General features: G+C 73.1%; 29 protein-coding genes. 5 read left to right on the forward strand and 24 right to left on the reverse strand.

Annotated elements, in window-relative coordinates; genetic code table 11:
- Window positions 1-68 precede the first annotated feature (68 nt).
- Together ACNF49_RS50780 and ACNF49_RS50785 are read left to right on the forward strand one after the other, a co-directional pair.
- A complete protein-coding gene (locus tag ACNF49_RS50780) occupies window positions 69-1,217 on the forward strand; it encodes a sensor histidine kinase (RefSeq protein ID WP_482942151.1) in 1,149 nt (382 codons plus the stop codon).
- Entirely contained in the window at window positions 1,214-1,861 is a 648-nt protein-coding gene (locus tag ACNF49_RS50785) for a response regulator (RefSeq protein WP_357970621.1), read from the forward strand. Before ACNF49_RS50780 ends, ACNF49_RS50785 begins: the two co-directional genes overlap by 4 nt.
- Before the next feature lie 21 nt (window positions 1,862-1,882).
- Here ACNF49_RS50785 and ACNF49_RS50790 read toward each other — a convergent pair whose 3' ends face one another.
- The 9 genes from ACNF49_RS50790 to ACNF49_RS50830 all read right to left on the reverse strand — a co-directional run bounded on the left by ACNF49_RS50790 (window position 1,883) and on the right by ACNF49_RS50830 (window position 9,359).
- The gene (locus ACNF49_RS50790; RefSeq protein WP_357970619.1) at window positions 1,883-2,293 is read right to left on the reverse strand and encodes an RrF2 family transcriptional regulator; all 411 of its coding nucleotides are present in this window, start codon (window positions 2,291-2,293) and stop codon (window positions 1,883-1,885) included.
- Between the two features lie 13 nt (window positions 2,294-2,306).
- Entirely contained in the window at window positions 2,307-3,170 is an 864-nt protein-coding gene (locus tag ACNF49_RS50795; RefSeq protein WP_357970616.1) for an ABC transporter permease, read from the reverse strand.
- Window positions 3,167-3,973, reverse strand: a complete 807-nt coding sequence (locus tag ACNF49_RS50800; protein ID WP_357970614.1) for an ABC transporter ATP-binding protein — start codon at window positions 3,971-3,973, stop codon at window positions 3,167-3,169. The genes ACNF49_RS50795 and ACNF49_RS50800 overlap by 4 nt, the downstream gene beginning before the upstream one ends.
- 12 nt (window positions 3,974-3,985) lie before the next feature.
- Window positions 3,986-5,050 (reverse strand): ABC transporter substrate-binding protein, encoded by a 1,065-nt coding sequence (locus tag ACNF49_RS50805; protein ID WP_357970613.1) that lies wholly within the window; start codon window positions 5,048-5,050, stop codon window positions 3,986-3,988.
- Between the two features lie 83 nt (window positions 5,051-5,133).
- Window positions 5,134-5,598, reverse strand: a complete 465-nt coding sequence (locus tag ACNF49_RS50810; RefSeq protein WP_357970610.1) for a GNAT family N-acetyltransferase — start codon at window positions 5,596-5,598, stop codon at window positions 5,134-5,136.
- Window positions 5,595-6,578, reverse strand: a complete 984-nt coding sequence (locus tag ACNF49_RS50815; RefSeq protein ID WP_482942152.1) for an ABC transporter substrate-binding protein — start codon at window positions 6,576-6,578, stop codon at window positions 5,595-5,597. Before ACNF49_RS50815 ends, ACNF49_RS50810 begins: the two co-directional genes overlap by 4 nt.
- A gap of 15 nt (window positions 6,579-6,593) precedes the next feature.
- Window positions 6,594-7,346 (reverse strand): amino acid ABC transporter ATP-binding protein, encoded by a 753-nt coding sequence (locus ACNF49_RS50820; RefSeq protein ID WP_482945692.1) that lies wholly within the window; start codon window positions 7,344-7,346, stop codon window positions 6,594-6,596.
- Complete coding sequence (locus ACNF49_RS50825; RefSeq protein WP_482942153.1) at window positions 7,346-8,218, reverse strand: amino acid ABC transporter permease; 873 nt, start codon at window positions 8,216-8,218, stop codon at window positions 7,346-7,348. The genes ACNF49_RS50820 and ACNF49_RS50825 overlap by 1 nt, the downstream gene beginning before the upstream one ends.
- Window positions 8,205-9,359 carry an LLM class flavin-dependent oxidoreductase gene (locus tag ACNF49_RS50830; protein WP_482942154.1) on the reverse strand — a complete coding sequence of 385 codons (1,155 nt, stop codon included), beginning with the start codon at window positions 9,357-9,359 and terminating at the stop codon, window positions 8,205-8,207. The genes ACNF49_RS50825 and ACNF49_RS50830 overlap by 14 nt, the downstream gene beginning before the upstream one ends.
- 120 nt (window positions 9,360-9,479) lie before the next feature.
- Here ACNF49_RS50830 and ACNF49_RS50835 point away from each other — a divergent pair, with 120 nt between their 5' ends.
- The 3 genes from ACNF49_RS50835 (at window position 9,480) to ACNF49_RS50845 (ending at window position 11,737) form a co-directional block, all read left to right on the forward strand.
- Window positions 9,480-10,376, forward strand: coding sequence for a TauD/TfdA dioxygenase family protein (locus ACNF49_RS50835; RefSeq protein ID WP_482942155.1), 897 nt, complete (start codon window positions 9,480-9,482; stop codon window positions 10,374-10,376).
- Window positions 10,377-10,505: 129 nt separating this feature from the next.
- Entirely contained in the window at window positions 10,506-10,640 is a 135-nt protein-coding gene (locus ACNF49_RS50840; RefSeq protein ID WP_352330037.1) for a hypothetical protein, read from the forward strand.
- Entirely contained in the window at window positions 10,640-11,737 is a 1,098-nt protein-coding gene (locus ACNF49_RS50845) for a YeiH family protein (protein WP_482942156.1), read from the forward strand. Before ACNF49_RS50840 ends, ACNF49_RS50845 begins: the two co-directional genes overlap by 1 nt.
- Before the next feature lie 85 nt (window positions 11,738-11,822).
- On the opposite strand, the gene ACNF49_RS50850 is transcribed toward ACNF49_RS50845, so the two are convergent.
- From ACNF49_RS50850 to ACNF49_RS50920, 15 genes are all read right to left on the reverse strand, one after another.
- The gene (locus ACNF49_RS50850) at window positions 11,823-14,486 is read right to left on the reverse strand and encodes a fumarate reductase/succinate dehydrogenase flavoprotein subunit (protein WP_482942157.1); all 2,664 of its coding nucleotides are present in this window, start codon (window positions 14,484-14,486) and stop codon (window positions 11,823-11,825) included.
- Complete coding sequence (locus ACNF49_RS50855; protein WP_482942158.1) at window positions 14,487-15,200, reverse strand: ABC transporter ATP-binding protein; 714 nt, start codon at window positions 15,198-15,200, stop codon at window positions 14,487-14,489.
- Entirely contained in the window at window positions 15,197-16,090 is an 894-nt protein-coding gene (locus ACNF49_RS50860; protein ID WP_482942159.1) for an ABC transporter permease, read from the reverse strand. The genes ACNF49_RS50855 and ACNF49_RS50860 overlap by 4 nt, the downstream gene beginning before the upstream one ends.
- Complete coding sequence (locus tag ACNF49_RS50865; RefSeq protein ID WP_482942160.1) at window positions 16,087-17,502, reverse strand: ABC transporter substrate-binding protein; 1,416 nt, start codon at window positions 17,500-17,502, stop codon at window positions 16,087-16,089. The genes ACNF49_RS50860 and ACNF49_RS50865 overlap by 4 nt, the downstream gene beginning before the upstream one ends.
- Before the next feature lie 10 nt (window positions 17,503-17,512).
- Window positions 17,513-17,740 carry a 4Fe-4S dicluster domain-containing protein gene (locus ACNF49_RS50870; protein WP_357970582.1) on the reverse strand — a complete coding sequence of 76 codons (228 nt, stop codon included), beginning with the start codon at window positions 17,738-17,740 and terminating at the stop codon, window positions 17,513-17,515.
- Window positions 17,737-18,492, reverse strand: coding sequence for a GntR family transcriptional regulator (locus tag ACNF49_RS50875; protein ID WP_357970581.1), 756 nt, complete (start codon window positions 18,490-18,492; stop codon window positions 17,737-17,739). Before ACNF49_RS50875 ends, ACNF49_RS50870 begins: the two co-directional genes overlap by 4 nt.
- Window positions 18,493-18,578: 86 nt before the next feature.
- The gene (locus tag ACNF49_RS50880; RefSeq protein ID WP_357970580.1) at window positions 18,579-19,118 is read right to left on the reverse strand and encodes an OsmC family protein; all 540 of its coding nucleotides are present in this window, start codon (window positions 19,116-19,118) and stop codon (window positions 18,579-18,581) included.
- A gap of 24 nt (window positions 19,119-19,142) precedes the next feature.
- Window positions 19,143-19,763 (reverse strand): VOC family protein, encoded by a 621-nt coding sequence (locus ACNF49_RS50885; RefSeq protein WP_482942161.1) that lies wholly within the window; start codon window positions 19,761-19,763, stop codon window positions 19,143-19,145.
- Window positions 19,760-20,326, reverse strand: coding sequence for an alkylhydroperoxidase domain protein (locus ACNF49_RS50890; RefSeq protein WP_357970576.1), 567 nt, complete (start codon window positions 20,324-20,326; stop codon window positions 19,760-19,762). Before ACNF49_RS50890 ends, ACNF49_RS50885 begins: the two co-directional genes overlap by 4 nt.
- Complete coding sequence (locus ACNF49_RS50895) at window positions 20,323-20,907, reverse strand: CMD domain protein (protein ID WP_357970575.1); 585 nt, start codon at window positions 20,905-20,907, stop codon at window positions 20,323-20,325. The genes ACNF49_RS50890 and ACNF49_RS50895 overlap by 4 nt, the downstream gene beginning before the upstream one ends.
- Window positions 20,904-21,896 (reverse strand): putative FMN-dependent luciferase-like monooxygenase, encoded by a 993-nt coding sequence (locus ACNF49_RS50900; protein WP_357970573.1) that lies wholly within the window; start codon window positions 21,894-21,896, stop codon window positions 20,904-20,906. The genes ACNF49_RS50895 and ACNF49_RS50900 overlap by 4 nt, the downstream gene beginning before the upstream one ends.
- Complete coding sequence (locus ACNF49_RS50905; RefSeq protein ID WP_482942162.1) at window positions 21,893-23,440, reverse strand: dipeptide ABC transporter ATP-binding protein; 1,548 nt, start codon at window positions 23,438-23,440, stop codon at window positions 21,893-21,895. The genes ACNF49_RS50900 and ACNF49_RS50905 overlap by 4 nt, the downstream gene beginning before the upstream one ends.
- A complete protein-coding gene (locus ACNF49_RS50910) occupies window positions 23,437-24,225 on the reverse strand; it encodes an ABC transporter permease (protein ID WP_482942163.1) in 789 nt (262 codons plus the stop codon). Before ACNF49_RS50910 ends, ACNF49_RS50905 begins: the two co-directional genes overlap by 4 nt.
- Entirely contained in the window at window positions 24,222-25,151 is a 930-nt protein-coding gene (locus ACNF49_RS50915) for an ABC transporter permease (RefSeq protein ID WP_357970566.1), read from the reverse strand. The genes ACNF49_RS50910 and ACNF49_RS50915 overlap by 4 nt, the downstream gene beginning before the upstream one ends.
- Entirely contained in the window at window positions 25,148-26,737 is a 1,590-nt protein-coding gene (locus ACNF49_RS50920; protein ID WP_482942164.1) for a TIGR04028 family ABC transporter substrate-binding protein, read from the reverse strand. The genes ACNF49_RS50915 and ACNF49_RS50920 overlap by 4 nt, the downstream gene beginning before the upstream one ends.
- Between the last annotated feature and the right edge of the window lie 77 nt (window positions 26,738-26,814).

Below are 26,814 nucleotides of genomic sequence, written 5' to 3' on the forward strand. Positions count from 1 at the left end.
GGTTCGGGCCGGGGCGACCGTACTTTCGGCCGGTGTGCCGGGCGGGCCCGCCTCCCTAGCCTGGGTGCGTGAACGTGCGGAACCGGCCGGAGCTCGCCTGGCCCGGCGGGCGGCGGGCCGCGGCCGTGACGGCGCAGGCCGCGCTGGCGGTGGCGGCCGTCGCCGTGCTGGTCTTCTGGGCTGGCCTGATCGCCGGCAGCTGGGGCGGCGGCTACTGGGTGTTCGACTGCGCGGCGGGGGCGGCGGTGTGCGCGCTGGCCCTGGCGCGCCGCCTGGCCCCGATGTGGACGGCCGTGGGCGGGCTGGCGGTGGCGGCCGTGGCCGTCCTGGTCGCCGCGTGGGCCGGGCTGCCGAACGAGCCCGGACCGGCCATGGCGCTGGGCCTGTCCGTGCTGGTCGGGTCGGCGGTCAGGACGCTTCCCGCATGGCCGGCCTGCGCCGTCGCGGCCGGTGGGCTCGCGGTCGCCGCCGCGAGCGTGCCCGGCGCGCACAGCGGGGCCGTGGTCGGGCTCAACCTGGCCGGCTGGCTGGCCGCCCTGGGCGTCGGCGGCGGCCTGCGGCTGCTGGCGGCGAGCAGCCTGTCGGCCGCCGAGCGCGTCCGTCACGACGAGCGCCGCAGGCTCGCCAGGGAGCTGCACGACGTGGCGGCCCACCACCTGACCGGCATCGTCCTGCAGGCCCAGGCGGCCCGGCTGCTGGCCCGCAGGGGGTCAGGCCCGCTGGAGGAGTCACTGGAGGACATCGAGGACGCCGGCGCCGGAGCCCTGGCCGCGCTGCGCCGCGTCGTGGGCCTGCTGCGCGAGGCCGCCGACGACGTGCCAGGCCCGCCCGGCCGGCTCACCGACCTGGTCGGCGGCTTCGACGGCCCGCCCGTGACCCTGCGCGCCCCCGGTGAGGCGGAGAGCTGGCCGCCGGAGGTGACCAGCACCGTCTACCGGATCGTCCAGGAGTCGCTGACGAACGTCGCCCGCCACGCGGCCCGCGCCCGCGCGGTCACCGTCGAGATCACGGGGCGGGACGGCGCGGTCGTGGTCGAGGTCGCCGACGACGCGCCGCCCGCGCCGCCGTCCCGGAGCCGCGGCGGCTACGGCCTGATCGGCATGCGCGAACGCGTCGAGGCCCTCGACGGCACCCTGCGCGCGGGCCCCCGGCCGGAGGGCGGCTGGTCGGTCCACGCCACCCTGCCACTGACGGGGCCACCAAGGAGGCGGCGTTGACGATCGGCGTGCTGCTGGCCGACGACCAGGCGATGGTCCGCCGGGGCCTGCGGCTGATCCTGGAGGACCAGCCCGACATCCGCGTGGTGGCCGAGGCCCGGGACGGCGCGGAGGCCGTCGAGCTGGCCCGGCGGGTACGCCCCGACGTCTGCCTGGTGGACATCCTCATGCCCGGCATGGACGGCATCGCGGTCACCCGCGCCCTGGCCGGCGCCGACGTGCCCGACCCGCTGCCGGTGGTCGTGGTCACCACCTTCGACCTGGACGAGTACGTCTACGACGCGCTGCGCTGCGGCGCGGCCGGGTTCGTGCTGAAGGACGCCGGCCCGGCCCTGCTCGCCGAGGCCGTACGGGCGGCCAGCACCGGGGACGCCCTGATCTCGCCGTCGATCACGCCGCGCCTGCTGGCCGGCCTGGCCAGGCGGGCGCCGCGCGCGACGGGAGCGGTGCGCCCGCTGTCGGAGCGGGAGACCGACGTGGTGCGCGCCGTGGCCGCCGGACGCACCAACCAGGAGATCGCCGCCGCCCTGCACATCTCGCTGAGCACCGTGAAAGGCCACATCTCGGCCGTCCTGGACAAGCTGGGCGTGCGCAACCGGGTCGAGATCATCGCGTGGGCCTGGGAGAACGGGGTGGCGGGCTAGCCACGGGCCGGGGGACGTCCCTCAGCGCGACTCGTCGCCCAGCCGCACGCTCGCGCGGGCGATGTCGGCCAGCGTGATGTCGGCCAGCATCATCTCCTCGTGGTCGCGCAGCGCGCTCCACACCTCGGCGAGCGGGCTGGCCACACCGGGATAACCGCCGTGGTCGCCGCCCTCGGAGACGCCTTCGACGATCAGCACGATGTCGGCGAGGGTGATCTCGCCGGCGGGCCTGGCCAGCCAGTAGCCGCCGTCGGGGCCGCGCTGGCTGTGCAGCAGGCCCGCCCGGCGCAGCTGCAGCAGGATGTTGTCGAGGAACTTGCGGGGGATGCCCTGGGCCGTGGCGATCTTCTCGGCGGGCATGGGGCCCGGCGGCGCCGCGGCCAGCTCGGCCGCGGCGCGCAGGGCGTACTGGGTTCTGGCGGAGATCCGCATGGCCGTCTACTGCTCAGGTGCTCACCTGGTGCAGGCCCCAGCGGCGGCGCAGCGCGCCGTCCGCCAGGCCGAAGACGCGGTCCACCACGATGCCGATGACCAGAATGACGATCATGGTCGCGAGCAGGCCGGGCGAGTCGGCCAGCTCGCGGGCGTAGTGGAGCTGCTCGCCCAGCGAGGCCTGGTTGGCGATGATGACCAGCAGCTCACCGGCCATCAATGAGCGCCAGGCGAACGCCCAGCCCTGCTTGAGCCCGGCCAGGAACGACGGCAGCGAGGCCGGCAGGATGACGTGCCGGTAGAGCGCGATCCGGCGGAAGCCGAGCATGTGCCCGGCGCGCAGCAGGATCGGCGGCGTGTAGTCCACCCCGGTGATCAGGCCGTTGGCGATGGACGGCGCCGCGCCCAGCACCACCACGAACAGGATCGCGCTCTCCGACAGCCCGAACAGCAGGATGGCCAGCGGGAACCAGGCGATGGACGGCATCGTCTGGAGCCCGGTGATCAGCGAGCCCGTGGCGCGGCGCAGCGGCCCGATCCGCGAGACCAGCGCGCCGACGACCAGCCCGACGGCGATCGCCAGGGCGAACCCGGTGACCGCGCGGCGCATGGTGACCGCCAGCGCGGTGTAGAACTCGGGGTCGCCGAGCCGGTGCCCGAGCTCGGCGAGCGTGGTGACCGGCCCGGCGAAGACGTACTCGGGCCACCAGCCCGCCCACACCACGGCCTGCCAGACGGCCAGCACGATGAGCACGGCCGTGGCGATCGGCCACAACCCCGCCCACAGCCGGGAGGCCAGGCCGGCGCGGTGGCCGGTGCCCAGCTCCAGCGCGTCGAGCCCGGCCAGCTGCTGGGCGTGGGTGTCCGTCGTCGTCATGCGGGCTCCTCCTGACGGGCGTGGCGCAGGACCTCCTGGCGGAGGCGGCCGGTGATCTCCCCCGCCAGCTCGGCCACCTCCCCCGAGTCGGTACGGCGGGGCCGCGGCAGCGCGACGGGGAAGTCCTCGACCACCCGCCCCGGCCGGCTGGACAGCAGCACGACCCGGTCGCCGAGCCGGACGGCCTCGCGCACGTTGTGGGTGACGAACAGGACCGACAGGGCGCGTTCCCGCCAGATGCGTTCGAGCTCGTCGTGCAGCAGGTCGCGGGTCATGGCGTCCAGGGCGCCGAAGGGCTCGTCCATCAGCAGCACGTCGGCGTCCTGGGCGAGCGCCCTGGCCAGGGCGACGCGCTGGCGCATGCCGCCGGACAGCTCGTGCGGCCGTTTCCTGCCGAACCCGCCCAGGTGGACGATGTCGAGGAACTCGGCGGCCCGGTCCCGGCGTTCCCGCTTGCTCACGCCCTTGGCGCGCAGCGCCATCTCGACGTTGGCCGAGACGGTCAGCCAGGGGAACAGCGCGGGTTCCTGGAACATGAGCGCGACGCGGGCGTCGTCCACGTCGATCCGGCCGGCCGTGGGCCGGTCGAGCCCGGCGACCAGCGACAGCAGCGTGCTCTTGCCGCAGCCGGACGCGCCGAGCAGGCAGACGAACTCGCCGGGCGCCACCGACAGCGAGACCTGGTCGAGGGCTTGCAGGGCCGTCCGGCCCTGACCGTAGAGCTTGGAGACGGCCTCCAGCCGGATCGCGGGGCTCTGCCCGTCGACCCGGCCGGTGACCTGCTCCGTGAGCGGAGCGGACATCGCGTGCGCCTCCTACTTGTCGGAGATGGCCTGCTGGCCCTTGGCGGCGAGGACCTCGTTGAGGACCTTGAGGTCGTAGATGCCGTTCAGGTCGACCGGGTCGAGGAGGCCGACCTTGGTCGCGTGCTCGGCGCTGCCCACCAGCGACGAGGCGATCGGGTCGTTGGTGAAGGTGATGTTCTTGAACGCGCTGTCCAGCACCTCGGGCTTGAGCGCCTTGCCGGTCAGCTTCTGCAGGGCGGCGTTGGCGGTCTGCGCGGCGCCGGCCGGGTCCTTCGCGATGACGTCGTTGGCCTCGACGTGCGCCTCGATCAGCTTCTTGAGCAGGTCGGGGTGCTCCTTGGCCCACTCCTGGCGGACGATGAGGTGGGTGATCACGAACTGCTTGTCCGGCCACAGGTCGCGCTCGTCGACCAGCACCTTGCCGCCGCTCTCCTTGATCAGGCGGCTGGCGAACGGCTCGGGCACCCAGGCGCCGTCGATGTCGCCGGTGGCGAAGGTCTGGATGGTCTGGGAGTTCTCCTGGGGCACGATCGAGACCTCGCCGCCGCCCTTGGTGTCGGTCTTGATGCCCTTCTCGGTCAGCCAGTAGCGCAGCGCGACGTCCTGGGTGTTGCCGAGCTGCGGGGTGGCGATCTTCTTGCCCTTGAGGTCCTCCACCGTGTTGATCCCGGGCTTGACCACGAGGAACACGCCGCCGGACGCCGCGCCGGCGACGATCTTGATGGCCTGGCCCTTCGACTTCGACCAGGCGTTGATGGCCGGGTTGGGGCCGACGTAGGTGGCGTCGATGGCGCCGGAGAACACGGCCTCGATCGCCGCCGGGCCAGCGTTGAACGTGCTGGTCTTCGGCGCGGTGCCGAGGTGCTTGGCGTAGATGCCCTTCTCCACGCCGACCAGGGCGGTGGCGTGGGTGATGTTGGGGAAGAAGCCCAGACGCACCTGCGTGGCGCCGGCTCCCCCGCTCTTCGCGCCGCTGTCCGCAGGGCTGCCGCTGCCCCCACAGGCGGCCGCCATGGTCGTGAGCGCCAGGGCGGCCAGGGTGGCCACCGTTACGCGAACCCTGCGAGCGTTCATCTCTTCTCCCTATTTCCCACTTATTTAGTGGCTTTAGAGTGTTTATAGGAGGAAGGGAGGGCGCTCGTCAATCCCACGCTGGGTCACAGACTCTTCACGAAAGGCAGCGGGCCGCGTGCCGGGCGGTCGTCCGGGTCGAAGCGCGGGGTGTAGCCGCCGGCCAGGTACAGGGCGACGGCCTCGGGCTGGCGGGGGCCGGTGGTCAGGTGGATGCGCAGGTAGCCGCGGCGGGCGGCCTCGCGTTCCAGCTCCCGTACGACCACCGCGCCCAGGCCGCGCCTGCGGTGGCCGGGATGCGTCCATACCCGCTTGAGCTCGGCCGTGTCGGCGTCGTAGCGGCGGAACGCCCCGCCCGCCACGGTCTCGCCGCCCACCACCAGGACGAGGAAGGCCCCGTCCGGCGGCGTGAACTCCTCGGCCGGGTACCGGTTCAGCTCGTCGTTGGCGCCGTACCGGCTGGTGTACTCCAGCGCGAGGTCCGCCAGCAGCGGCCGGACGGCGGGATCGTCCGGCGCGACCAGACGGACCTCGAAGGCGGGCGCGCTCAACCGCTCTGCCTCGGCAGGCCCGGCGGGTTGACCCTGGACTCGGGGACCGCCTCGTTGCCCAGCCCCCACCGGTCGAGCACCTGCCGGTACGTCCCGTTCCCGATCACCGTGGCCAGCGCGTCGTGCACCGGCCCCACCAGGCCGTTGCCCTTCTTCGTCATCGCCGCGATGAGGCCCTGCAGGCCCGGCCCGGCGCCCGAGGCGGTGCCCACGATCCTGGAGCCGCCGCTGACCGCGACGTTGTAGGCGATGGTCGGGTTCGGGCCGAAGTACGCCTGCACACGCCCCGACTTCAGGGCGAGCAGCACGTCGCCGTACTTCTGGTAGTAGAGGATCTCGACCGCTTTCAGGCCGGCCCTGCGGTTCTGGGCGTCCCAGTCGAGCAGGATCTTCTCCTGGTTGGTGCCCGAGCCGACCGAGACCCGCAACCCGGCCACGTCGGCCGGCCCGGAGATCCTCCTGATCGGGCTGGAGCCGGGAACCTGCCAGCCGAGCTGGTCGATCCGGTACGTCGCGAAGTCGTAGACGTCCTTGCGCTCCTCGGTGACGGTGACGTTGTTGAACACGGCCTCGTACTTGCCGGACCTGGCCCCCAGGAACAGGTTCTCCCAGGAGGAGCTCTCCGGCTCCAGCTCCAGGCCGAGCACGTCCGCCACGAGCTGGGCGAGGTCGGTCTCCACGCCGATCAGCGTGACGTCGTCACTGGCCGGGAAGACCAGCGGCGGCGAGCTCTGGACGCTGAAGCCGACGGTGAGCCGGCCGTCCCGCGCGATCTCGGCGGGCACCCGGGCGGCGATGCTTGCCACCTTGCCGGTGCGCACCCGCTTCTGGTCGGGGCCGGTGTCGATGGCGCGGCCGGCGACCGCGGCCCCCTCGCCGGCTCCGGGGACGAGCGCGGGTTCGGCCGCGGGTTCTGCCGCGCAGGCGGTGACGGTGGCGGACAGGATCAGCAGGAGTGCGGGCACGGCGGTGAGACGCATGGGGGTTCCTTGTGATCAGAGGACCTTGCCGAGGAATGCGCGGGTGCGCTCGTGGCGCGGGGCGTCGAGGACCTGCGCGGCCGGGCCGCGCTCGACGATGCGGCCCTCGTCCATGAACACGACGGTGTCGGCCACCTCCCGGGCGAAGCCGATCTCGTGCGTGACGACGATCATGGTTGTGCCGCTGCGGGCCAGGTCCTTCATGACCTCCAGGACCTCGCCGACGAGCTCCGGGTCGAGGGCGGAGGTGGGCTCGTCGAACAGCACCACCTTGGGCTCCAGGGCCAGCGCCCTGGCGATGGCGACGCGCTGCTGCTGGCCGCCGGAGAGCGTGCGCGGGTAGGCCGCGGCCTTGCCGGCCAGCCCGACCCGGTCGAGCAGGCGGGCGGTCAGCGCGGCCACCTCGGCGGGCGGCCGGCGCTGGGCCGACAGCGGGGCCTCGGCGATGTTCTGGCTGACGGTGAGGTGCGGGAAGAGGTTGAAGTTCTGGAAGACGAAGCCGATGCTGGTGCGCTGGCGGAGGATCTCGCGCTCGGGCAGCTCGTACAGGTGGTCGCCGGCGCGCCGGTAGCCCAGCAGCTCGCCGTCGACCGTGACCGTCCCGCGTTCCACCTTCTCCAGGTGGTTGATCACGCGGAGCAGGGTGGACTTGCCCGAGCCGGACGGCCCGAGCACCACCGCCACCTCGCCCTGACGTACGCGCAGGTCGATGCCCTTGAGCACGTGCAGCGCGCCGAAGCTCTTGTGCACGCCGGCCAGTTCCACCATCATGAGCGGCCCCTGCCGTAGTGGCGCTCCAGGAAGTGCTGGCCGACCGAGAGCGTGGTCGTCAGGACGAGGTACCAGACGGTCGCGACCAGCAGCAGCGCCATCACCCTGCCGTTGCGGTTGTAGATCACCTGCACCTGGTAGAACAGCTCGGGCAGGGCCATGATGTAGACCACCGAGGTGCCCTTGACCAGGCTGACGATCTCGTTGCCGGCGTTCGGCACGATCGTCCGCATGGCCTGCGGCAGGATGATCCGGAAGAACCGGCGGGCCCTCGGCACGCCCAGCGCCGCCGCGGCCAGGCGCTGCCCCGGATCGACCGACAGCAGGCCGCCGCGGACGATCTCGGCGGCGTAGGCCGCCTGGTGCAGCGCGAGCCCGAGCGCGGCGGCGGTGACCGGCCCGATCAGGTCCATCGTGCCGACGTCGAAGAAGGCGGGCCCGAACGGCACCCCGAACGACAACCTCGGGTACAGCAGCGCCAGGTTGTACCAGAACAGCAGTTGCAGGATCAGCGGCACCGAGCGGAACAGCCACACGTACCCCCAGGCCACCGAGGCCAGCAGCCGGTTGGCCGACAGGCGCATGAGGGCGAGCAGGGTGCCGAGCGCGAACCCGAGCCCGATGCCCAGCCCGGTCAGTTCCAGCGTGAGCAGCACCGAGCGCAGGACCGAGGGCGCGAACAGGTACGTGCCGACGACGTCCCACTCCCAGGCGGGGTTGGTGACCAGGGCGTTGGCCGCCATCGCCAGCAGCACCAGCACGGCGAGCGCGGCCACCGTCCGGGACGGGCGGCGGGCGGTCACGACCTTCGGCGCGGGCTCCTCCCGCCCGGCGGCGGGCACGGCCTCGGCCGTGTCATGCAACGCCATGGCCCGCACGCACGTCGTCGTCACGGCCCTGACGCGCGGCCCCCTCGCGGGCGGCGTCGGCGCGGGCGGCGTCGCGCCGGGCCACTTCCGCGCGGACGAGCGGGATGACGTGCCGGCCGAAGTCGACGGCGTCGTCCAGGATCGCGTAGCCGCGCGCCGAGAGGATCTCCACGCCCAGGTCGTAGTAGTCGAGCAGGGCCCGCGCCACCGTCTCCGGGGTGCCGACCAGGGCGGTGGAGTTGCCGGCGGCGCCGGTGGCCGCCGCGGTGGGCGTCCACAGGGCGCGGTCGTGCCGGTCTCCCCTGGCGGCCACCTCCAGCAGCCGCAGCGACCCGGCGTTCTGCGGCGGGCCCCCGGGACGCCGCCGCGGGTTCGCCCCGGCCTGCCGCAGCTCGCCCAGGATCCGGTGCGCCTTCTCCCAGGCCAGCTCCTCGGTGGGCGCGATGATCGGCCGGAAGGCCACCTGGATGCGCGGCACGTCGGCCCGTCCGGCCGCGCGGGCCGCCTCCCTGACCGAGGCGATCTGCTGCGCGGTCTCGGCCAGCGGCTCGCCCCACAGGCAGTAGACGTCGGCCTCGGCCCCGCCGGCCGCGTACGCCGCGGGCGACGAGCCGCCGAAGGAGACCTGGGGCCGCGGCCGCTGGACCGGGAAGACGTCGGAGACGAAGTCCCGGAAGGAGTAGTGGGCGCCCTCGTGGTCGAACGGCTCCCTGGAGGTCCACCCCTTCTTGACGATCCGGATGTACTCCCTGGTCCTGGCGTACCGCTCGTCCTTGGTCAGGACGTCGCCCTCCCTGCCCTGCTCGTGGTCGTTGCCGCCGGTGATGAAGTGCACGGTCAGGCGGCCGTCGCTGATCTGGTCGAGCGTGGCGAAGGTCTTGAGCGCGTACGTCGGGTACGACACGTTCGGCCGGTGGGCCAGCAGGATCCCCAGGCCCTCGACCCGGCCGGCGACGTACGCGGCCACCTGGGCCGGGTCGGGCGAGCCGGAGCCGTAGGCGAACAGCACCCGGTCCCAGCCGTGCTCCTGGTGGGCCCGCGCGAGCCGGAGCGTGTACTGCTTGTCGAAGGAGGGGCCCGAGCGGGGCGAGGTCTCCGAGCCGTCGTTGGTGCCACCGATACCGAGGAACTCCACAGGCATGTCGCGGCCTTTCTGGCGTCGTGAACGCCTTTCACCCCAGCACGGCGATCTTATTCCGTCAAGCCCTACCAATTTAGTTGGTTTTTATTTACGGTGGAGGCGTACGGAAGGAAGGACACCATGCCATCCCTGACCATCACCCCCGTCGCCGGCCGTATAGGAGCCGAGATCACCGGTGTGCGGCTCGCGCCCGACCTGCACCCCGACGTCGTGGCCGAGCTCCGCCAGGCCCTCCTCACCCACAAAGTGATCTTCCTGCGCGGTCAGGAGCACCTCGACGAGCAGAGCCAGGTCGGCTTCGCCCGGCTGCTCGGCGAGCCGACCGCCGCCCACCCCACCGTGCCCGCGCTGCACGGCAACGCCCACATCCTGGACCTCGACTACAGCAACGGCCACAAGGTCGACCGCTGGCACACCGACGTGACCTTCGTGGACCGGCCGCCGCTGGCCTCGGTGCTGCGCGCGGTCATCGTGCCGGAGGCGGGCGGCGACACGTTGTGGGCCAACACCGTCAGCGCGTACGAGAACCTGCCCGCCGAGCTGCGCGACCTGCTCGACCGGCTGCGGGCCGTGCACACCAACCAGTACGACTACGTCCGCACGGCCACGATCGACGAGCGCGCCCGCGAGCACGCCGAGGTGTTCGCCTCCACCCTGTTCGAGACCGAGCACCCGGTCGTGCGCGTGCACCCGGAGACCGGCGAGCGCTCGATCCTGCTCGGCGACTTCGCCAAGCGGCTGAGCGGCCTGTCGGGACACACCTCCGGCTCGATCATCCGGCTGGTCCAGGAGCACGTCACCGAGGTGGAGAACACCGTCCGCTGGCGCTGGTCGCCCGGTGACGTGGCGATCTGGGACAACCGGGCCACCCAGCACCGCGTGGTGCACGACTTCGGCGACCGTCCCCGCCGCCTGCACCGGGTCACGATCGCCGGGGACGTGCCGGTCGGCGTGGACGGCCGGACCAGCACCGCGCTGAGCGGTGACGCCGCGACCTACTCACCGATCGCCGCCTGACCCTCCCTGGGGCTGCCCCGGCCACGAACGTCGCCGTGGCCGGGGCCTCGCGGATCGGCCGAAGCCAGTGCGGGCGGGGTTGGCTGGGCCCCGCCCGCACCTCCCATCCCCCACCTGAAAGGCACGCCCATGAGCACCGGCGAATCCCCCACCGGACGCGAGAGCCGCGTCGCGATCAACGAGGACTGGGCCGCCACGGCCGTCGGCCTGGTCCTGCTCGTCCTCGTCCTCACCGGCGTCATCCCCGTCGGGCTGGTGCCCTGATGAGCGCCGCGACCGTCACCGCCGACCGCGCGACCTGGCGAGGGACGGCGCTCGGCGTCCTGGTCGTCCTCGTGCTGGCCGCCGCGACCCGGTTCCTGGAGAAGGGCGTGCCCGGCTGGTTCCCTGACTCCGGGCTCGCCAAGGCCGTCGAGTTCCCGGTCTACGCGATCGCCCTCGGGCTGCTCGGCAACGCGCTGCTCACCGCGACCGGGCTGCGGGAGCGGCTGGCCGGCGGGTTCCGCACCGAGTTCTTCATCAAGACCGGGCTGGTGCTGCTCGGCGCCTCCATCAACCTCAAGGTGATCGTGACCGCCGCCGGGCCGGCCGTGCTCCAGGCGATCGTGCTGATCAGCACGGTGTTCCTGTTCACGTGGTGGCTCGGCGGGCGGCTCGGGCTCGACGACCGGCTGCGCGCGCTGCTGTCGTCGGCCGTGTCGATCTGCGGGGTCAGCGCGGCCATCGCGGCGGCGGGGGCCGTCCAGGCCAGGAAGGAGCAGCTCGCCTACAGTGCGAGCCTGGTGATCGCGTTCGCGCTGCCGTCGATCTTCGTCCTGCCCGCCCTGGCCTCGGCGTTCGGGCTCCCGCCCGAGGTCGCGGGGGCCTGGATCGGCGGCAACATCGACACCACCGCCGCCGTCACCGCCGCCGGCACGATCGCGGGCGAGGACGCCCTGGCCATCGCCACGATCGTCAAGGTCACCCAGAACGCGCTCATCGGCGTCGTCGTGGTCGCGCTGACCGCCTGGTTCGCCTTCCGGGTCGAGCGGCGGCCGGACGCGGAGCGGCCCGGGGCGGCGGAGCTCTGGCGGCGCTTCCCGAAGTTCGTGCTCGGGTTCGTCGCCGCGTCGGTGATCGCCACCTGGTGGCTCACGACGGTCCCCGCGGGCCAGGGCAAGGCGGTCGTCGGGGTCGCCAACGACCTGCGGACCTGGTTCCTGATCCTGGCGTTCGTCAGCATCGGGCTGGAGTTCCGGGTGGCGGCGCTGCGTGCGGCCGGGTGGCGGCCGGTCGCCGTGTTCGCCGCCGCGACGGTGGTGAACGTGGTCGTCGCCCTGGCCCTGGCCCTGGCCCTGTTCTCCGGCTTCACGACCGGCTGAGGGCCCCGCCCTCGGGGGCGGGACCGGAGCTCCCCTGGTACCAGGGCGGAGTTCCCCTGCGGACAGGGCCGGTCGGGCGGTGTGGTCACCGCCGGGACAGGGCCTTGCCCGCGTGGGCGCGCACGTCGGCGTCGGTGTCGGCGAGCGCGTCCCGCAGGGCGGCGGCCACGTCGGGCGCAGCCGCCCACGGGGCCAGCGCGAGCACGGCGGCCTTGCGCACGTCGAGGTTGCCGTCCGACAGCGCCGCCACCAGCGGCGGCGCCGCCGTCCGCGGGCCGGCGGCGGCCAGGCAGCGTGCCGCCCCCACCCGCACCTCCCACGCCGGGTCCCGCAGCCCTCGTACGGCCTCCCGCTCCAGCGGCTCCCCCACCGCGCCGGACGCCTCCAGCGCGGCGGCCCGCACCAGCGGGTCGCCGTCCCCGGCCAGCACCGCCAGCGCCGCGGACGGCTTCCCGACCGCCCCGATGCCCTTGGCCACCCACACGCGCACCTCCCGGGAGGCATCGCCCGCCGCCCCGGCCAGCAGGCCGGACTCGTCCAGCGAGACCAGCCCGCGGACGGCCGCGATCCGCACCCGGTGGTCGCCGTCCGCGAGTGCGTCCGCGAACACCGGCGTGCCGCCGAGCCGCAACGCGCGCAGCACGTCCAGGACCGCGGCCCGGACCAGGGCGTCGCCGCCGGTCAGCGCGCCGGTCAGCGCGCGGCCCAGCTCCGGGGTGGCCGGCAGCACCTCGACCAGCTCCACCAGGCCGGTCGCGGCGGCCCTGCGCACGGTGCCGTGCGGGTCGGCGAGCGCGGCGGCCGGGGCGGCGCCCGTCCCGTCCGGCACGGTCTCGGTGAGGGCGGCGATGGCGGCCCTGCGCACCTTGGGGTCGGGGTCGGCGAGGTAGGGGGCGAGGTCTTCGGCGGACGGCTGCTCCTCGGCCAGCCGGTTCAGCTCCAGGATGCGCGGCGAACGGCCGACGGCGGCGCGTCCGCGACGTGCCCGCGGCGCCCGTCGCACGGCGGCGGTGGCCGCGACCTCCAGCGTCACCGGCTCGGCGGCGACGGGCGCGAACTCCTCGACGGGCACCAGGTAGGGCTCGACGGGCCGCTTGACGAACTCCGTCGCGCCGTCCGCGCGTCTGCGCGGGTTGAGGTGGAACAGCCAGCCCGCGTCGTCGCGACCGGGCAGGTCGGCGCGCTCGTGGTAGAGCCCCCACCGGCTCTCGGTACGGGTCAGCGAGGCGCGCGTGGCCAGTTCCGCGCAGTCGCGGATGAAGTCCACCTCGACGCAGCGCATCAGCTCGTGCGGCGTCCGCCCGCCCATGGAGGCGATCTCCGCCCGCATCCGCTCGAACGACTCCAGCGCGATCTCCAGCTTCGCCGCCGTCTTGGGCGGGGCCACGTAGTCGTTGACGAAACGGCGCAGCTTGTACTCCACCTGCTGCTGCGGCGGCCCGTCCGGGTTGCGCAGCGGCCGGTAGACCAGCTCGTGGGCGGCGGCCACCTGGTCCTCCGGCAGGGGCGCCCCGGGGGCTCCGTGATGGGCGGCGGCGTGCTCCCCGGCCAGGTCGCCGAAGACGAACGCGCCGATCATGTAATTGTGCGGCACGCAGGCCAGGTCGCCCGCCGCGTACAGGCCGGGGACGGTGGTCGCGCCGTGCTCGTCCACCCACACGCCCGACGCCGAGTGGCCGCCGCACAGACCGATCTCCGAGATGTGCATCTCCACGTCGTGGGTGCGGTAGTCGTGGCCGCGCCCGGCGTGGAAGGTGCCGCGGGTGGGGCGCTCGGTCGAGTGCAGGATGCCCTCGATGGCGCTGACGGTCTCGTCGGGGAGATGGGAGAGCTTGAGGTAGATGGGCCCCCTGGCCGAGGCGATCTCGGCGGAGACCTCGGCCATCATCTGGCCCGACCAGTAGTCGGAGTCGACGAACCGCTCCCCCCGGTTGTTGACCTGGTACCCGCCGAACGGGTTGGCCACGTACGCGCAGGCCGGGCCGTTGTAGTCCTTGATCAGCGGATTGATCTGGAAACATTCGAGGCCGCTCAGCTCGGCCCCGGCGTGGTAGGCCATGGCGTAGCCGTCCCCGGCGTTGGCCGGGTTCTCGTAGGTGCCGTAGAGGTAGCCGCTGGCGGGCAGGCCGAGCCGGCCGCAGGCGCCGGTGGCCAGGATCACCGCTCCCGCGCTCACGGTGACGAACCGCCCGGAACGGGTGTCGAACCCGGCCACGCCGACCGCCCGTCCCTGCGAGGTGAGCACCCTGACCGGCATGACCCGGTTCTCGATGCGCACCTTGTCGCGGATGTGCCGCTGCCGCAGCACCCGGTAGAGCACCTTCTTGACGTCCTTGCCCTCGGGCATCGGCAGGACGTAGCTGCCCGAGCGGTGGACCCGGCGGACGGCGTACTCGCCGTGCTCGTCCTTCTCGAACTTCACGCCGTAGCGTTCCAGGCGGCGGACCATGGCGTGACCCCTGGTCGCGGTCTGGTAGACGGTCTTCTGGTTGACGACGCCGTCGTTCGCCCTGGTGATCTCGGCGACGTAGTCCTCGGGGGTGGCCTTGCCGGGGATGACCGCGTTGTTGACGCCGTCCATGCCCATGGCCAGGGCGCCGCTGTGCCGTACGTGGGCCTTCTCCAGCAGCAGCACCCGCGCGCCGCGCTCGGCGGCGGTGATCGCGGCCATGGTGCCCGCGGTGCCGCCGCCGACGACGAGCACCTCGCACTCCAGGTGCAGGCGGTCCTCGATCGGGGGGATCTCCATTCACAACTCCTTGAGGATCAGGTCACGCAGGGCCGCCCGGTCCGCGCCGGGCTCGCGGGGGCCGGGCACGTCGATCACCGCGCGGACGCCGCCGTGGCCGAGCACCACGACCCGGTCGGCGAGCAGGAGCGCCTCGTCCACGTCGTGGGTGACGAAGACGACCGTGGCGCGGGTGTCGCGCAGCACGTCGAGCAGGAGCGCCTGCATGCCGGCGCGGGTCTGGGCGTCGAGGGCGCCGAACGGCTCGTCCATCAGGACCGCGCGCGGCGTCCCGGCCAGCGCGCGGGCGAGCTGCACGCGCTGGCGCATGCCGCCGGACAGCTCGCGGGGCAGCCGGTCGCCGTGCCCGGCCAGGCCGACGCGGGCCAGCCACTCCTCCGCCGCCGCCCGCCGCTCGCGCCTGGGCAGCCCGCGGATGCGCAGCGGCAGCTCCACGTTGCGCCGGACGGTACGCCAGGGCAGCAGGGCGTCGTCCTGGAAGACCATCGATCGGTCGGGCGAGGTGGCGGCGATCTCCGTCCCGCCGGCCACGATCCGGCCGGCGTACGGGCGCAGCAGCCCGGCCAGCGCCCGCAGCAACGTGGACTTGCCCGACCCGGACGCGCCGACCACGACCAGCACCTCGCCGGGGCGCACGGCCAGGTCGACCTGGCGCAGGACCGGTTCGCGGGCGTACCCGAGCGACAGGGACTCCAGCGTGATGCCGAGCGTCATGACCGGCCTCCTCCGGCGCGCGGCAGCCACCGCGTCGCCCTGCGCCCGGCCAGCTCGACGGCGGCCGAGGTGAGCCAGCCGAGCAGGCCGATGGTGACCATTCCGACGATGACCGCCGGGTAGTCGACGATCGTGTACGACATCCAGGTGCGGTAGCCGACGCCGAACTCGCCGGAGATCATCTCGGCCGAGATCACGCAGATCCACGCGACGCCCATGCCGACGGACAGCCCGCCGAAGACACCGGGGAGCACCCCGGGCAGCACGACGTTCACCAGCACGTGACGGCGCCGGCCGCCGAGCGTCCTGACCGCGTCCTCCCACAGGGTGGGCAACGCCCGCACGGCGTGGCGGGTGCTCACCATGACCGGGAAGAAGGCGGCGGTGAACGTGATGAACACGATGCCCTGCTCGTCGGCCGGGAACAGCAGGATCGCCATGGGGACCAGCGCGATGGCCGGTATGGGGCGGACGGCTTCGAGCAGCGGGCCGAGCACGTCGCCCGTCCTCGGCGACCTGGCCACCAGCACGCCGACGGCGATCCCGGCCACGGCGGCCGGGCCGAAGCCGGTGAGGATCCTGATCAGGCTCTGCAGGAGGTCCAGGTAGTAGGTGCGGGTGGCGAGCTGGCGGGCGGCCTGGGCGGCGATCTCGTCCAGGCTGGGGAGCCGGTCAAAGCGCAGCCACAGGCGGGCGTCGGTGACGGTGAGCAGTTGCCACGCCCCCGCGGCCACCGCCACCGAGGCGGCCCTGACCGCCCACCGCGCCCCTCTCCCGCCCCGCGGGCCGGGCCCCTTCCGGGGAACGACGGCGCCCGCTTCAGCAGGCGCGCCCACGGCGGCCGGCAGGGCGGCGGGCGGGGTGGCCGGCGGTGTTTCTGTGCTGGTCATCGGGGGTCGCCGGCCTTTCTGGCGGCCTTCAGGGCGGCCTCGTAGGTGACGGGCCGGGTCCTGGGGTGGGCCGCGCGGTAGGCGTCGGCGCCGTCCTGGGTGGTGAACGGGAGCAGACGGCCGGTGGGGGCGGCGGCCGGGTCCTCCAGCCACACCGAGCGGTCGGCGAACCACCGGGTGCCGGTCGCCGCGTCCGGGACGTACGCCGCGCGCACCTTCCCCCCGGCCCCGGCGACCTGCCGGAGCAGGCACGTCGGCGTGGCCGCGGGACGGGTGTCCCGCTCGCCGGTCAGCCAGAGCTCGGAGGCCGTCCGCGGATCGCCGGCCGGGATGCCGCAGGCGGCGTCGTTCCCGGTGACGGCGGCCGAGTTGGCGGTCGAGGCCCGGTCGGCGTCGTAGGCCGGCCCGTACGCCCTGCGCAGGTAGGTGTCGTCGACGAAGGAGGCGACGTCCACGCCGGAGAAGTCAGGGCTGATCCGCTTGAGGTAGGTCACGTCGTGCTCGTGCGCCGCCTGGAGCCGCTGCTTCAGCGTGACGTCGAAGGTGGCGATGCCGCCCCGCCCGTTGTAGAGGTAGACCACCTCGGGCGGGAGCCCGGTCGCGGCGGCCACCGACTCGGCCGCCGCCAGCGGGTGTTCGTGCAGGTAGCGGGTGGCGTCGATCTGGGCCTTGAGAAAGGCGTCCACGACCTGCGGATACTTCTTCGCGTACGCCTGCCGCACCACCACGCCGTGGAAGGTCGGCACGTCCAGCGCGGAGCCGTCGTACAGCAGGCGGCCCTTGCCCTGGAAGGCGAGCAGGCCGGGCCAGGCCACGAACTGGGCGTACCCCTGCACGCCGCCCGACTCCAGTTGCGCGGCCCCGACCGCGGGCTGGTGGTTGACCGTCTCCACGTCCGTGACGCCCGCCTTCTCCAGGGCCTGGACCAGCGTCCCGTGCCCGGCAGAGCCGACGCTGGCCGAGACCTTGGCCCCGGCGAGGTCGGCCAGGGTCCTGGCCTTGGACGCGGGCGGCACGAGCACCATGTTCAGCCCGCCGCGCAGGTTGTAGCCGGTGATGGAGACCAGCTCGGTGCGCGCCTCCGGGACGGCCTGCGTGCGGGCGGCGTTGATGAGCAGCGGATAGTCGCCCATCGAGCCGATGTCGATCTTCCCGGCGACCATCTTGGCGGTGATGGGCGCGCCTGTGTCGTAGTCCTGCCATTCGACCGCGTACCTTGGGCCGAGCCTGTTCTCCAGGTAGCCGAGCGAGCGCAGCAGGGTGCCCGCGGTCACGGTGTTGATGGTCTTGGACTGGTAGCCGACGACGATCCTGATCCGGTCCTCGCCGCCGGTCGCGCCGGAGACCGAGCAGCCGGCCGCAGTCAGCGCGACGGCCGTCAGCGCGGCCGTCGTCAGAGCCTTACGCAGCATCGCGCTTCCTTCATCGCAGCAGGTAGGGGATGTCGATGGTGACCGCGTCCACCGGGCACCTGGCCGCGCACGGCCCGCAGTACCAGCACTCGTCCACGTGCATGTACGCCTTGCCGGTCACCTCGCTGATCGCCAGGGAGTCCAGCGGGCACGCCTCGACGCAGAGGGTGCAGCCGTCGATGCACAGCGCCTCGTCGATCGTCACGGGGACCTCGACGCGCTGGTTGACCAGGGTCATGACCGTTCCTCCTCCGGGGTTCTGCGCAGGTGCCCGCGCATCGTGAGCCGGTCGCCGCGGAAGCGCACGAACTCCAGGTCCACGGGCCGGCCGTCGGCCAGGTGCGTGAGCCGTTCGACCATGAGCAGGGCGGCGCCGCGGGGCGTGCCGAGCGCGGCGGCGGTGTGGGGGTCGGCGTTGACCGCTTCGAGGGTGAGCTCGGCCATGCCGAGGGGCTGCCCGGCGATCCGCTCCAGCAGCACGAAGATGTCGTTGTTGACCAGGTCCGCGGCGAACAGCGGCTCGCCGGCGTCGCGGACGAGGTAGGTGAGGTCGAGCGAGAGCGGCAGGCCGTTCAGGCTGCGCAGCCGTTCGAGGTAGACGACCTGCTCGCCGGGGGCGAGGCCGAGCCGCCGGCTCACCGGAGCGGGCGGCTCGATGAGGGTCATCGTGCGGACCTGGTTGACGACCCGGCCGTGCTCGTGGAGGGTCTCGGCCAGGCCCAGCAGGCGGTGCAGGCCGTGCGGGTACTTCTCGGCCGCGACGGTCGTGCCGACGCCGGGACAGCGCTCGACCAGCCCTTCCGCGCGGAGCAGGTCGAGCGCCTGGCGCACGGTGTTGCGCGAGGCGCCGAACTCGCGGGCGAGCGCCGCCTCCAGCGGGAGCTGTCCCTGGGGGAAGCTGCCCTGGATGATCTGTCTTCTCAGCAGGTCGGCGACCTGGCGGGCACGATCCGCCCGAGGCCGCCGATCGTCGAGCGCCACCGGTTCCATGCCTTCAACCTAGTTCACAGGTAGGAAAAAGGGGATAACGGTGAGGTTGCGCCACTCACGCCGGGCCGGAACCCGGCGCTGACCTGCTACGCGACGGGCAGCTGCGCGGGATCCGCCACCCGGACGATCGAGCCGCTGATCTGCTGCGGGTTGCGGATCAGGTTGAGGATCGGGCACACCCGCTCGACCTCGGCGTGCAGCCCGGCCAGCTGCTCGTCGGAGGCGGGCGAGCCGATCAGCACCTCGTAGCGGAAGTTGTGCGGGTACACCGGGACGCCCTGGTCGCCCGGGAGCTGGGCCCTCGGGTCGTACTCGGCGCGGACGTCCACCTCCAGGGAGTCGATCGGCACCTCCAGCTCGGCCGCCTTGATCAGGAAGATGTGCGTCACGCAGCTCCCCAGGACACCGGCCTGCAGCTCGGGCGAGCCGGGGCCGAGGTCGTAGCCGGCGAAGTCGGGGCCGCTGTCGCTGATGATCTGGAAGTCCCTGATCCTGATGCGCCGGATCCCGCTGCGGCCCTCGGCCGTGACGTGGGCGTGCAGCGGCACCGGACCGGCCGCCGGGGCCTCCCGGCGGGCCAGCAGGGCGGCGCGCTTGTGCGACAGGTACTCGCGAAGGGTGCTCATGGGTCTTTCTCTCTCGAACGGGGTTCAGCTCAGGGTCACGTGGCCGAGCGGGGTGTCGATGACGGCCCGCAGGGCGGGCTCGGGCCCCTCGGTGACGTCGAGCGTCACGTCGAGGGCGGCCAGGTCGCGGCGGAGCGCGGCGGGGTCGGGATGGACGGCGGCGAAGGAGACCAGGCCGAGCAGCGGCAGGTCCGTGGCGGCCGGGTGGGTGGTCGTCCCCCAGTCGATGAGGAAGGGCACCGGCCGGATCGCCGCCGGGTCCTCGCGCCGGGTGAGCCGCCACTCCAGCAGCTCGCCGGACGGGGTGCGCCGGGACAGCGGTTGCACGTCGCCGGGGTCGTAGCCACGCTCGCGGGCCAGCTCCACGGTCTTGTCCAGGTCCTGCGGATGCACGGCCCAGGCGGCCAGGCGCGGCTCGGTCAGCGTCGCCAGCCCGAACGCCCTCGGCCGCACCTCCGACTCCGGGTCCGGCCCGATGATCTCCAGGTACGCGGTCGGCCCGAAGCGCACCAGGTGGTTCGCGGTGCCCCCGGGATGGCTGCCGCCCCGGACGGGCCGCACGCCGGTGCGCGCGGCGAAGTCCTCGACCCCCGCGAGCAGGTCGGGAACGGCATACACAAGGTGGTCGAGGTGACGGTCGGTCATCGGTGGTCCTCCGGTTCGCCGAGTGAGAGCATGAGCCGGTTCGCCCAGTTGAAGAAGGCGGCGGCGTGGATGGTGTCGCTGATCGCCAGGTCGTCCAGCCCGGCCGCGCGCAGCGCCGCGATGTGCTCGGGCCCGAACTCCACGGGCGTGGCGGCCAGCGCGACCGAGGCGTCGACGACCGCCCGCCAGGTGCCGTCCTGCGGCGCGTCCACCCCCTCGTCGAGCAGGCGCTGCACGTCCTGCGGGCGCTTGGAGTGGTGGGCGGCGAAGCGGGCGTGCACCGACGCGCAGAACACGCAGCCGTTGCGCCGCGAGGTCGCGGTCGCGGCCAGCTCGCGCTCGGCGCGCGGCAGCCCGCCGTCGGCGTTGTAGAAGATGTCGTTGTCGGTCTTGGTGCGCGCGTGCAGGATCTCGGGGTCGCGGGCCAGCAGCAGGAAGTACGGCGACGACGCCCGCGCCCGGTCCACCAGCGCCTCGTGGTGGGCCTCGGTCAGCTCCTCCGGCGCGAGCGGCGGCAGCCAGGGCCGCCAGCCCAGCTGTTCCTGGGTGAAGCCGGTGCTCACGCCGCCACCTCCGCGTTGAGCAGCCGCAACCCGCCGACCACCCGGACCTGGAAGGCGAGGAAGGCGACGAGCTGCGACAACGTCACCACGCCCGTCGGGCTCCAGCCCGCCGCGGCCAGCGCCTCCAGGGCCTGCCCGCTCGCCTCGCGGGGCCGGAACACCAGCAGGTGCGCGTGCTCGAACGCGGCGGTGAGCCGGACGCCCAGCTGGTCCGGATTGCGTACCCGGTAGCGCAGGCCCTCGTCGCTCTCGGCGGCCAGCGGCGCGGGGTAGACCCCGTACGGGCCGGTGGTGGCGCCCGCCTCGACCTCGGTCTCGACGGCCTTCAGCAGGCCGGGGGCCAGCTCGGCGAGCCGGTCGGCGTAGAAGCCGGCGACGACGGCGTCGCGGTGCAGCCCGGCCACGAAGGCCGCGACGGTGTCGCGTTCGACGAGCGTGACCTCGCCCTCCTCGTCGGGGGTGAAGAGCGCGTCGAAGCCGCGCTGGGCGTGCTCGCGGGCGGCCGGCCGCAGGTCGCGCAGCTTGTCGAGGCGGGAGCCCGGTCTTATCCCGGCCAGGTGGTCGATGACGTCGTTGATCATGTGGAGCTCATTTCGGTGGAGGGGAGCCAGCCGAGCGCGGGTGCGACCTCGGTCGCCAGCAACTCGGTCGAACGCAGGATCAGCGGGTGCGGCGGGTCCACCGAGTGCACCTGGAAGACCAGGTCGGTGACCCGTTCGAGGGTCGGATCGGCGCGCAGGCTGTCGATGACGTCCTGCGGGGTGCCCACGTGCACGTCGAAGGCGGCGATGCGGCTGTCGAGGTCGCCGCCGGGCAGCTCCCACGGCAGCCGGCCGCGCCCGAGCCCCCGCTCGGCCCAGCGCAGCGCCTCGGCGCGGCTGTCGGCCACGAACGCGGTCCGCGAGGCCACGATGCGCGGGACGACGCCCGCGGGCAGGTTCTCGTAGTAGGCGTCCACGATCGGCCGTTGCAGGTCGGCCAGCGTCGCCTGCGGGTCGTCGGCGGGTCGGGGCTGCGTGCGCGAGAGCATGAGCCCGTTGCCCGCCCGTCCGGCGCGCGCTCCTCCGGAGGCCGAGAACGTCGCCTCCCAGATCGCGCCGGGCAGCCGGGGCGCGGGCGGGTAGAGCCGGTTGCCGCCGCCCAGGTCCTCCCCCGACCAGGCCCTGAGCAGGATCGACAGGTGCTCGGCGTACAGGGCGGCGCGGTCGCCGCTGTCGTGCCCGAACGGGCCGAACGACGACGGCGTCCCGCCGCTGCCGACCCCGATCTCCAGCCGCCCGCCGGTGAGCAGGTCGAGCACGGCGGCGTCCTCGGCCACCCGCACCGGGTGCTCCAGCGGCAGCGTGATGATGCCGGTGCCGAGCCGGATGCGGCTGGTACGGGCCGCCACATGGGCGAGGAACACCAGCGGCGCGGGCAGCCCGCCCTCCTCGCCGTCGAAGTGGTGCTGGGCCACCCAGGCGGTGTCGAACCCGAGCGACTCGGCGTGCGCGATCTGCTCGGCGGCCAGCCGGTAGCGCTCCGCCGGGGGCGCCTCGTCCAGGACCCGGGTGAAGAAGCCGAGCCTCATCGCACCGGCTCCGGGATGGCGGCGAGCAGCTCGCGGGTGTAGTCGTCGGCCGGGTCGGTGAAGACCCGCCGGGTGGATCCTGATTCCACGATGCGTCCTTTGTTCATGACCGAGACGGTGTGCGAGATCTGCCGCACCACCGCCAGGTCGTGCGAGATGAAGAGGTAGGTCAGGCCGAGGTCGCGCTGGAGCTGTCCCAGCAGGTCGAGGATCTGCGCCTGGACCGTGACGTCGAGCGCCGAGACGGCCTCGTCGAGCACCAGCACCTCCGGTCCGGCGGCCAGCGCGCGGGCGATGGCCACCCGCTGCCGCTGCCCGCCCGACAGCTCGCGCGGCCTGCGCGACGACACGTCCGCGGGCAGCGCCACCTGGTCGAGGAGCTCCGCGACGCGGGCCCGGCGGGCGGCCCGGTCACCGAGCCGGAAGTTGCGCAACGGCTCCTCCACGATGTCGGCGACCGCCTGCCGGGGGTCGAGCGACCCGTACGGGTTCTGGTGGACGAGCTGGACGTGACGGCGGAAGCCGCGGCCGTCGGGGGCCCCGGCGACGGTGACCGTGCCCGACGTGGGCTCGGCGAAGCGCACCACCATGCGCGCGGTGGTGGTCTTGCCGGACCCCGACTCCCCGACGAGCGCGTGCGTGGTGCCGCGCGGCACCTCGAACGAGACGCCGTCCACGGCCCGGAACGCCCGCCGCCCCGACCGGAACTCCTTGACCAGGTCGCGCACCACGATCGCGGGCTCGGCCGCCACCGGCTCGCGGAAGGGGCGGGCCGACAGCGCGGGGGCGTCGTGCAGCAGCCTGCGGGTGTAGTCCGCGCCGGGCGCCGCCAGGACGCCCCTGGTCGGGCCCTGTTCCTCGACGCGGCCGTCCTTCATGACGACCAGCCGGTCCGAGCGGCTCGCGGCCACGCCGAGGTCGTGGGTGACCAGCAGCACGGCGGTGCCGAACTCGGCGCGCAGGTCGTCGATGAGGTCCAGGATGCGCCGCTGCACGGTGACGTCCAGGGCGCTGGTGGGCTCGTCGGCGATGATCAGCCGGGGTTCGAGCGCGACGGCGATGGCGATCAGCACACGCTGGCGCATGCCGCCGGACAGCTCGTGCGGGTACTGGCGGGCCCGCGTCTCGGGGTCGGGCAGGCCGACGCGGGTGAGCAGTTCGACGACCCGGCGCCGGACGGCGGCCCGGTCGCCGCGCTTGTGGATGCGCAGCACCTCGGCGATCTGCGCCCCGACCGTCTTGACCGGGTCGAGCGAGTTGGACGGGTCCTGCGGGACCAGCCCGATCTGGGCCCCGCGCACGGACTCCATCCGCCGCGGCGACCACGTCGCCAGGTCGTTCTCCCCCAGCAGGACGCTGCCGCGGTCGAGCGAGGCGTTGCGCGGCAGCAGGCCGATGATCGAGTGCGCGGTCGTGGTCTTGCCGGACCCCGACTCGCCGACGACCGCGACCACCTCGCCCGGCTCGACGGTGAAGGAGACGCCGTGGACCGCCGGACGGCCGTCGTAGGAGACCGCGAGGTCGCGGACGTCGAGCAGGCTCACGAGGACTCCTTGGCGATGGACCGGCTGATCCGGCCGGCGGCGAGCACGACCGCGACCACCACGGCCCCGGGCAGCGTAGTCAGCCACCAGGACGTGGCCAGGTAGTTGCGGCCCTCGGCGATGAGCAGGCCCCACTCGGGGGTCGGCGGCTCGGCGCCGTAGCCGAGGAAGCCGAGCGTCGAGATCGCCAGGATGGCCACGCCGAACTGCAGGGCGGCCAGCGCGACGACGGGGCCGAGGGAGTTGGGCAGCACGTGCCGCCACAACACGGCGGTGAGCCGGCCGCCGCTGCCGAACGCGGCCTCGACGTAGTCGGTGCGGCGCACCCGGACGACCTCGGAGCGCGACAGCCGGGCGAACGCGGCGACCGAGCCGACGCCGACCGCGACGGCCACGTTCACCGTCCCAGGGCCGAGCAGGATGATCACGACCAGGGCCAGGAGCAGGCCGGGGACCGACAGCAGCACGTCGACGACCCGCATGACGGCGGCGTCGGGCACCCCGCCGAGCGAGCCGGCCAGCAGCCCGAGCAGCGTGCCGAGCAGCAGGCCGACCGCGACGGCGACGAACGCCCCCGACAACGAGTGCACGGACCCGTGCACCACCCGCGCGAACACGTCACGGCCGACGGCGTCGGTGCCGAACAGGTGCTGCCCGCTCGGCGACTGGAGCTTCTCGACCGGCACGCCGGCGATCGGGTCGTACCCGGTGAACAGCCCCGGGACGACCGCCCACAGCAGCGCCACGGCGATCACCGTCCAGGACAGGATCAGGCCCGCCCTCACGACGCCGCCTTCAGCCGCGGGTCGAGCACCGGGAACAACACGTCCACCACCAAGTTGACCAGGACGAACACCGCCGCGGCGAGCACCACGACGGCCAGCATCACCGGCGTGTCCTGGGCGGTCACGGCCTGCTCGGTGAGCCGGCCGATGCCGTTGCGGCCGAAGACGGTCTCCGTCACGACCGAGCCCGCGATCAGCTCGCCGAACGTCAGGCCCGCCACGGTCAGCGTCGGCAGGACGGCGTTGCGCGCCACGTGCCGCCACAGGATCCACCAGCGGGTGGCGCCCTTGGCCGCGATCACCGGCACGAACGGCTGCGCGTACACCTGGTCGATGCCGCGCGCCAGCACCTGCGCGATGGGCGCCGAGATCGGCACGGCCAGCGTCAGCACCGGCAGGACGAGTTGCTGCAGCTCGCCGCCCCCGATGACCGGCACCAGCCGCAGCCGGAAGGAGAAGACCTGGATCAGCAGGATCCCCAGCCAGAACGCCGGGACCGAGATGAACAGCGACGGCACCGACAGCAGCGCCCCGCGCAGCCACGACGTCCTGCTGTAGCTCGCCACGAACGCGATCACCACGGCGAGCAGCACCGCCAGCGCGAACGCCGCCGAGGCCAGCCGGGCCGTCTCGGGCAACGCCTCGCCCAGGCGCTCGACCACCGGGGTGCCGGTGTCGATCGAGTAGCCGAAGCCGCCGGTCAGGAATCCGGTCAGGGTGCGCAGGTACTCGCCGATCGGCGAGCCGCCGCTGTAGTACGCCCGGATGTCGGCGATCTGCTGCGGCGACAGGCCGAGCTCGGGGTTCTGGAACTTGATCAGGATCGAGTCGCCGGGCAGCAGTTGCAGCAGCACGTAGCTCGCGGTGAAGGCGGCCCAGAGCACGAGCACCGCCTGCCCGGCCCGCGTCAGGAGATACCTGGTCATTGCTGGGACTTCCAGGCCGAGTAGAACCACGGCCGGGCGACCGCCTCGAAGGCCACGCCCTTGACGTACGGCGCGCCGCCGTACACCTGGGGCTCCTCGAAGAGGGGGATGGCGTAGCCCTGCTCGATCACGTACCGCTGGATCTCGGCGACCTTGGCGTTGCGCTTGGCGTTGTCGGGCTCGGCGGACTCCTCCTCCAGCAGGGTGTCGAGCTTCTTGTCCTTGGACAGGATGACGTCGCGGTTCTGGCTGTGGAAGTGGCTCTTGATGACGTCCTGGTCGGCGCGGCCGACCATGCTGTGCGCGACGGCGGTCTTCTCGGCGTCCTTGATGTCCACGGCCTGGGTGCCGGCGTCGGCGGGGCGGATCTCCAACTGCACGCCGAGCTTGGCCCACTGCTGGCCGACGAGTTCGAGCGTCTGCTTGGACAGCGGCTGCGGGCCGGCGACGAAGACGCCCAGCCGCAGCTTGACGCCGTCCTTCTCGCGCACGCCGTCGGCGCCCTTGGTCCAGCCGGCCTTGTCGAGCAGCTGGTTCGCCCTGGCGGGGTCGTAGGCCAGGTCCTTGGACAGGTCGAGGTAGCCCTGGGCGAGGTGGCTGAGCACGGAGGTCGCCCGCGGGTAGCTCGCGGTGAACAGGGTGTCGACGACCTCCTTGACGTCGGTGCCCGCCTGCAGCGCCTTGCGCACGTCGAGGTCCTTCAGGATGCTGTTGGACGGCCGCAGGTACAGGCCGTTGTTCACGCCCCTGGTCGGCTCGGCGTAGATCTGGAAGCCGGCGTCCTTGACGGTCTTCTCGTCGTACGCCTGGACGTAGCGCACGAAGTCGGCCTGGCCGGAGGTCAGCGCGCCGACCCGGACGTTGTCCTCGGGCGTCACGATGATCTTGATCTCGTCCAGGTACGCCCGCCCCTGGTGCTTCGACGACGGCGGCGCCCAGTCGTAGTCCTTGCGCGCGGCCAGGTCCACCTCCTTGTCGACGATCTGCTTCTTCAGCGTGAAGGGGCCCGAGCCGACGATGTTCTTCAGCTGGCACTGCTGCTCGTACGGCAGCGCGATGGTCTTCTTCGACACCAGCCCGGCCCCGATGACCGAGGTGCCCTGGAGGAAGCCGGGAGAGGGCTTCTTGAAGTGGAACTTCACGGTCAGCGGGTCGACGACCTCGCTGCGCTCGTAGTTGTTGACGAACTCGGCGACCGGCAGCTTGAGCTCGGTGTTCCCGAGGCCGTACACGTCGAAGTTGGCGGCGACGGCGGCGGCGTCGAGCGGGCTGCCGTCGCTGAAGGTCACGCCCTGGCGCAGGTGGAAGGTGTATTCGGTGGCGTCGTCGTTCACCTCCCACTTGGTGGCGATCCAGGGCTCGATCTCCAGGGTCTGCGGGTTCTGCCAGGTCAGCTTGTCGGTGATCTGGTGGAGGATGCCGCCGTTGGGATAGAAGCCGGCGGCCGGCAGGTAGAGGCAGGTGGGCGGCTGGTGCTCCAGATAGGTCAGCGTGCCGCCGTAGACCGGCTGACCGCTGGACGGCGCCGCGCCGGCAGCACCCCCTTGACCACCACAGGCGCCGAGGAGCCCAACGACGGCGAGCATGACGGCTGCGGTGCGCAGGCTGGATGAGGACATGGGGGTACTGCCTTTCAGACAAAACATACCTAAAAAGTAGGAAA

The sequence above is a fragment of the Actinomadura sp. ATCC 39365 genome (assembly GCF_054392275.1).